The sequence below is a fragment of the Kitasatospora sp. NPDC059146 genome, from assembly GCF_042786665.1.
In the GTDB taxonomy this organism is placed as follows: domain Bacteria; phylum Actinomycetota; class Actinomycetes; order Streptomycetales; family Streptomycetaceae; genus Kitasatospora.
In genome coordinates this window covers 1-5,645 of the sequence record NZ_JBHZCY010000235.1, presented here as the reverse complement: position 1 = coordinate 5,645, position 5,645 = coordinate 1, and the positions used below count along the sequence as shown (strand labels likewise).

At 76.4% G+C, this 5,645-nt stretch carries 6 protein-coding genes; 2 read left to right on the top strand and 4 right to left on the bottom strand.

All coding sequences use genetic code 11. The features are described 5' to 3' along the window. The 4 genes from ACFXPX_RS43265 to ACFXPX_RS43250 all read right to left on the bottom strand — a co-directional run. A partial coding sequence (locus tag ACFXPX_RS43265) for a Clp protease N-terminal domain-containing protein (protein WP_380645062.1) occupies positions 1-435 on the bottom strand: 435 nt, incomplete at its 3' end. A gap of 97 nt (positions 436-532) precedes the next feature. Continuing rightward, positions 533-1,270, bottom strand: coding sequence for a tyrosine-protein phosphatase (locus ACFXPX_RS43260; RefSeq protein ID WP_380529394.1), 738 nt, complete (start codon positions 1,268-1,270; stop codon positions 533-535). A gap of 177 nt (positions 1,271-1,447) precedes the next feature. Beyond that, the gene (locus tag ACFXPX_RS43255; RefSeq protein WP_380645060.1) at positions 1,448-2,215 is read right to left on the bottom strand and encodes a VC0807 family protein; all 768 of its coding nucleotides are present in this window, start codon (positions 2,213-2,215) and stop codon (positions 1,448-1,450) included. Positions 2,216-2,372: 157 nt separating this feature from the next. Continuing rightward, complete coding sequence (locus tag ACFXPX_RS43250; protein WP_380645059.1) at positions 2,373-3,116, bottom strand: hypothetical protein; 744 nt, start codon at positions 3,114-3,116, stop codon at positions 2,373-2,375. 332 nt (positions 3,117-3,448) lie between these two features. Between ACFXPX_RS43250 and ACFXPX_RS43245 the strand changes: the two genes are divergently transcribed. Together ACFXPX_RS43245 and ACFXPX_RS43240 are read left to right on the top strand one after the other, a co-directional pair. Then, positions 3,449-4,324, top strand: a complete 876-nt coding sequence (locus ACFXPX_RS43245; protein WP_380645058.1) for an RNA polymerase sigma factor — start codon at positions 3,449-3,451, stop codon at positions 4,322-4,324. Continuing rightward, on the top strand, positions 4,321-5,397 hold the full coding sequence (locus ACFXPX_RS43240) for a hypothetical protein (RefSeq protein WP_380645056.1): 1,077 nt from the start codon (positions 4,321-4,323) through the stop codon (positions 5,395-5,397). The genes ACFXPX_RS43245 and ACFXPX_RS43240 overlap by 4 nt, the downstream gene beginning before the upstream one ends. The last annotated feature ends 248 nt before the right edge of the window (positions 5,398-5,645 follow it).

Below are 5,645 nucleotides of genomic sequence, written 5' to 3'. Positions count from 1 at the left end.
CGCCTTGAGCCCGATGCCCTCGGGCTCGGCGAGCAGGCCGAGCAGGATGTGCTCGGGGCCGATCTCGGGGTTGTTGGCCCGGCGGGCCTCCTCCTGCGAGGCCACCACGACCTTGCGGGCCCGGGGCGTGAAGCGGGAGAAGCCCTGGCTGGGGTCGAGGTCGGCCGGGCTGCCCGGGCCCTTGGAGACGAAGCGCTTCTGGGCGGCCTGCTTGCTGACGCCCATGCTGTGGCCGATGTCGGTCCAGGAGGCGCCGGAGCGGCGGGCCTGGTCGACGAAGTGGCCGATGAGGTGGTCGGCGAGTTCGCCGAGGTGGTCGGCGGCGATGACCGCGTCGGAGAGCTGGTCGAGCGCGTCGGTGTGGACCTTCTTGATCGCGGCGATCAGGTCGTCGAGGCGCAGCGGAGTGGTGTTGGGGACAACGGGATTCTCCATGCGTCAACCGTAGGTTGTCGATCCGAGGATCGTCAACCATCGGTTGACGCTTACCGTCGGGTAGCTTGTGCTCGCCCCGCGTCGAACTCCGCGACTCCTACGCGGCGGGCAGCAGTCGGCCCCGGACGGCGGCGACCTGGGCGGGCGTGACCCCGGCCGCGAGCAGGTATCCCGCCGGGTCCAGCCCGTCGAGCGCGGCGGCCAGGGCGGCCTCGGCGGTGGTCCCGGCCTCGGCCAGCGCGGCGTCGATCCGGCGGTACGGGTCCGGCAGGCCGAGCATCCCGTACAGCGGGCGGACGTTGGGGCCGCTCAGCAGGTAGTCCTCGGCGATCGAGGCCCGGTCGACCCCGGCCAGGGCGAGCAGCAGCAGGGCGGCCAGGCCGGTGCGGTCGCGCCCGGCGCCGCAGTGCACCACCAGGCCGCCGGGGCGGGCGTCGGCGATCGCGGTGACCAGCGCGGCGGCGGCGTGCGGGCAGTGCTCCAGGTAGGGGCGGAAGGCCAGCGGGGTGCCGTCCAGTCGGCCGTGGGCCGCCCACCAGGCGGGACCGGCCAGTTCGTCCAGCGGGACGCGGACCAGCTCGACGCCGTCGGGCAGCGGGAGGAGCGGCTTGTACTCCTCGGCGTTGCGCAGGTCGACCACGGTGCGGACACCGTGGTCGAGGAGGGCGTCCCAGCCCTCGCGGGTCAGCCGGTCCAGGTTGTCCGCCCGGGCTATCGCGCCGCGGGTGGTCGGGCGGCCGGAGGCGGTGGGGAGTCCGCCCAGGTCACGGACGTTCAGGCAGCCGTCCCAGACGAGGGTGCGGTCCTCGGTGGTGGTCAGTGCGTCGGTCCGCATGTGGGGCTCCCCGGTCGGTCGTCTCGGGGGATCCCGTTATCCCCTCGTTATATGGACTCCCGGGAGATCCCATTGGTTCCTGATCGTTCGAACCCTCGGCACCGGCAGTTCGTACGGCGTACCGACGGTGTGCCGGCTGCGCTCCGGCTGCGTGCCCGGCGGCGCACCGACGGGGGCTCAGGCCGCGGTCGGGGTCCCGGTCTCGGCGGCGACCAGCTTCTCGATCGGGTCGACCGCGATCCGGCCGAGCAGCGAACCGGCCGCGATCGCGCCGATCAGGAACACGGTGGACAGCCAGGCCATGGTCGACACCGGCAGGGTGAAGGCGCCGACCACCCGGGCCGCGCACTCGGCCAGCAGCGCGGTGCCCCAGATGCCGGCGAACACCCGCTCGTGGCGGCGGAAGGCCCGCGAGCCCGCCGCCCGGCCCTCGACCAGCCGCTGCCAGGCGGCGGCGCGGTCCTGCTTCCCCTTCGTGAGGAAGGGCATCAGCACCGGGGTCATCACCGGCTTGCCGACCGCCGCGGAGACCAGGATCGCCAGCGCCACGGTGCCGCTCAGCCCACCGTCCTTGGCGATCATCATCCGGGCGTCGCCGGTGACGAAGGTGAGCGCCAGGCCCGCCAGGTTGACCGCCAGCATCAGCGCGGCCCACAGGTTGACCTGACGCTCGCGCAGCAGGCCGAGGACGGTCCGGCCGGCCGGGAAGACGCTGCTCCAGGCCAGCGCGGCGAACTCGCTGAGGCCGCAGACCGAGTGCAGCAGGTAGTACCCCGCCAGCGGGGCGGCCACGTCGAGGACCAGCGGACGGAGCCCCGAGGCCACCGGGTTCGGCGCCGGGGCGGCGGCCCCGTCCGCGGGGGCGGGGGCGGTGGTGGCGGTGGCGGTGGCGGGCGTGGTGGTGGCGGGAACGGTGCCGGCGGCGCTGACGGTCTGGCTGCTCATGGTGGGTTCCTCCCCGGCTGGTGGCCGCGGGCCGCTGCCCGCGTCGTGCCTCCAGCTTCGCCGTCCGACCCTCCGTCAGAGCAGTGCCGTCCGTTGCCTGATCCGCATGACAGCTGTCACGGTGCGGCCCGTGACACCCCCGCCGACCTGCGCCGTTCTAGGGGTGCGTCGGGCCGAAGGCCCACAGCTCCCGGCCGAGTGTGTCCAGGCACCGCACCGTGCGGAACCGTTCGTCCCCGGCGGACAGGAAGCCCTGTGCCGCTCCGGCCAGCACCGTCCGGGCGACCCCGTCGCCCCGGGTCCAGGCGCCGGTCAGCACCAGCGCCCCGTCGGCCAGCTCGGCACGCTGCACCCGGGCCACCGAGGCGGTCAGCAGCGCGGCGTTGACGTCCTCCAGCTCGGCGGGGGAGAGGTACGGTCCGGCGGTGGGGGAGAGGTCCGCCGCGGCCCGGCGCCGCAGCTCCGGCAGGCCGTAGTCGCGGACGGCGGCGACGGCGTCGTCCAACGGCAGCCGCCAGCGCGGCCCGGGCAGCACCTCCCACCAGACGTCCTCGCCGACCGGCAGCACCTCGCCGATCCGGGCCCGCCAGACCTCGACGCCGCCCCCGGCGTCCGGGCCCGGCCGCTCCCCGTCGGTCCCGCCGCCACGCGCTGCGTCGCCGCCACCGGCCCCGTCGGCGCCGCCCGCTCCGTCGGCGCCGCTGGCCCGACGGACCACGCGGAGCCCGAAGGTGAAGGCGACCCGGTCGGCGGCGGGCCGCTCGACCAGCTCGACCAGCAGCCGGTGCGTGTCGTCCGGCAGGACGAAGGCCTGCTGCCGACCGGTGAGGCCCAGGGCGCGCAGGGCGGGCGCGAGGTGTTCGCGCAGTCCCGTCGTGTGGAGCTCGTGGGCAGTCGTCATCGCGGTCTTTCCCTGCTGGTCGTGCGGTCGTCCCGGCCCCGCTCCGGCCGGGGACAGCCCGGAAGCGCCCGCCCGAACGGGTTCGGGCGGGCGTCGTAAGAACGGGCGCGGCGGGGTCGCGGGGTCACGGCGAGGGGTCACGGCGAGGGTCGGGCGCGTCGGCGGGCCCGGCGTCCGGGGCGCGGTCGGCGCCCGGATCGATTCGCCTACCGACAAGGTAGGCAGGGGCGGTGTCCCGGGGCTGCGGGCGAACGGCAGCCGTCCACGGGACCTTGGCCCCGTCCGGCCCGGTCCTTCGACCGGAGCCGACCCGTTGGCCCGGATGGCGCATCATGTGGCGGGTGCAGAGTGCAGAACAGCCCGGAGCGGGCACCGGCAGCCCCCTCGGCCGGTCCGGACCAGTACCCTCCGTCGGCCCACCACCGGGCGGGGGCCCCGCTCCCACCGACCTGACCGAGGCGGTCCGCGCCGCACAGGAGGGGGACGAAGAGGCGTTCCGGCTGCTGTTCCGGACCGTCCAGCCGGGCCTGCTGCGCTACCTGAGGGTGCTCGTCGGCGGGCGGCCCGAGGACGTCCAGGACGCCGAGGACATCGCGTCCGAGGCCTGGCTCCAGATCGCCCGCGACCTGCGCGGCTTCTCCGGCGACGGCGACGGCTTCCGCGGCTGGGCCGCCACCGTCGCCCGCAACCGGGCGATGGACCACCTGCGCGCCCGGCGCCGCCGCCCGGTCGCCGACCTGCCGTACGAGTACCTGGCCGAACTGGCCGCCGGGGACGACACCGCCCGCACCGCCCTCGCCACCGTCGGCACCGCCGACGCGCTGGCCCTGATCTCCCGGCTGCCGCGCGACCAGGCCGAGGCGGTGCTGCTGAGAGTGGTCATGGAACTGGACGCCGAGAGCGCGGCCCGGGTGCTCGGCAAGCGGGCCGGCAGCGTCCGGATGGCCGCCCACCGGGGGTTGCGCCGACTGGCCAAGCTGCTGGACCAGCCCTTCGCCTCCGGGGCCGGGATCCCGGCCGCCCGCCAGGCCGAACCGGGCGCCCGCCGGGCCGAGCCGGCTGCCCGCCGGGCCGAAGCGGCCGCCGGGGAACGGTCGCCGGCCCGGGCGCGGGAGTCCGCGGGGCGACCTGCCGTGGAACCCACGGAAAAAACTTCTCCGCAGGGTGTGACAGAACGCCGGGCCGCGACGCTGAAGGACATGAGATGAGCACCAACCGATCCCGTCGGATCGACCGTGATGCCGCCGAGCACCTGCTCGGCGGTGCCGTGGGCGGCCCGTCGGCCGGGCAGGACGCCTCGCTCACCGGACCGGACGGTCCCGGGCAGCTCGCCCGGGTGCTGGCCGCGGCCGCCGCCCCGGCGACGGCCGCCGAACTGGCCGGGGAGGAGGCCGCCCTGGCCGCGTTCCGGCAGGCGAGTCTCACGCCCGACCCCGTAGTGACACCCCTCCGGAGACGATCCATGGCAACCGCCGCGCTGGCCAGGGCCTTCAGCACGAAGGCCGCTGCCGCCGTGCTCGGCGCCACCGCGCTGTGCGGGGTCGCGGTCGCCGCCGGCACCGGCAACCTGCCGTCCGCCCTGGGCGGCGGCCCGTCCGAACCCGAGCACGCGGTCGCCGCCCCGGGCGGCCCGTCCGGCTCCCCGCACGGCACCTCCACCGGAACCGGCTCCGGCTCCGCCTCCCCGGGCGGACCCACCCGGCCGTCCATCGGCGCCCCCGCGGACCCGCACCGCACCGTCCCGTCCGACCCCGGCTCGCCCGACGGCCCCACGGCCGGCGAGCACCCCGGGCACCCCGCCCCGCCCGCCGCCCTGGTCCCGCTCTGCCAGCGCTTCGCGGACCGTACGGGCAAGGGCGAACGCCCCGGGAAGCTGGCCGGCGACCCGCTGTTCGCCCCGCTGGTCGCGGCGGCCGGCGGAGCGGACGAGGTCCAGGACTACTGCGAGGGCGCCCCCGGCCAGGAGCACGGGGACCACCAGGGCACCGGCCCGCAGCCGAGCCCCTCCGGCGCCGGGAAGGGCAACGGCGACGGCGACGGCAAGGCCAAGCCCGGCAAGGGCAACGGGACCGGTACCGGTACCGGTACCGGCACCGGGAACACCAACGGCAACACCAACGGCAACGAGGACACCAACGGCAACGAGGACACCAACGGCGACGGCAAGGCCAAGCCCGGCAAGGGCAACGCGATCCCGACCCCGTCGAACCTCCCCACCCTGCCGGACACCCGTCCGGGCAGGACCGGCCCCTCCGAGGACGAGCAGTCCGCCCGGAGATGACCCCCAGAACTCCGGATGGGCGGCGAGCGACTCCCCCCGGGCTCGCCGCCCATCCGGATCGCACCACCCGCAGTACGCACAACCACCCGAAGACCCCGGGTGGCCGGTCGGCTCCCCCGTGCCCACCGTCCATCCGGTCGGCCCCGGCCGGCTCGGCAGGCGCTCACCCCGGACGCGCCGCCGGCCCGGCCGGTCCGGAACGTGGGGGCCCCCCCCCCCCCCGGAGGGGGGGGCCCCCCCCCCCCCCC

What these genes read in the sequence shown, in the direction of transcription:
- ACFXPX_RS43245 (WP_380645058.1), top strand. Translation starts at nt 3,449, where the DNA reads ATGTGGCGGGTGCAGAGTGCAGAACAGCCCGGAGCGGGCACCGGCAGC.
- ACFXPX_RS43250 (WP_380645059.1), bottom strand. Translation starts at nt 3,116, where the DNA reads ATGACGACTGCCCACGAGCTCCACACGACGGGACTGCGCGAACACCTC.
- ACFXPX_RS43240 (WP_380645056.1), top strand. Translation starts at nt 4,321, where the DNA reads ATGAGCACCAACCGATCCCGTCGGATCGACCGTGATGCCGCCGAGCAC.
- ACFXPX_RS43255 (WP_380645060.1), bottom strand. Translation starts at nt 2,215, where the DNA reads ATGAGCAGCCAGACCGTCAGCGCCGCCGGCACCGTTCCCGCCACCACC.
- ACFXPX_RS43260 (WP_380529394.1), bottom strand. Translation starts at nt 1,270, where the DNA reads ATGCGGACCGACGCACTGACCACCACCGAGGACCGCACCCTCGTCTGG.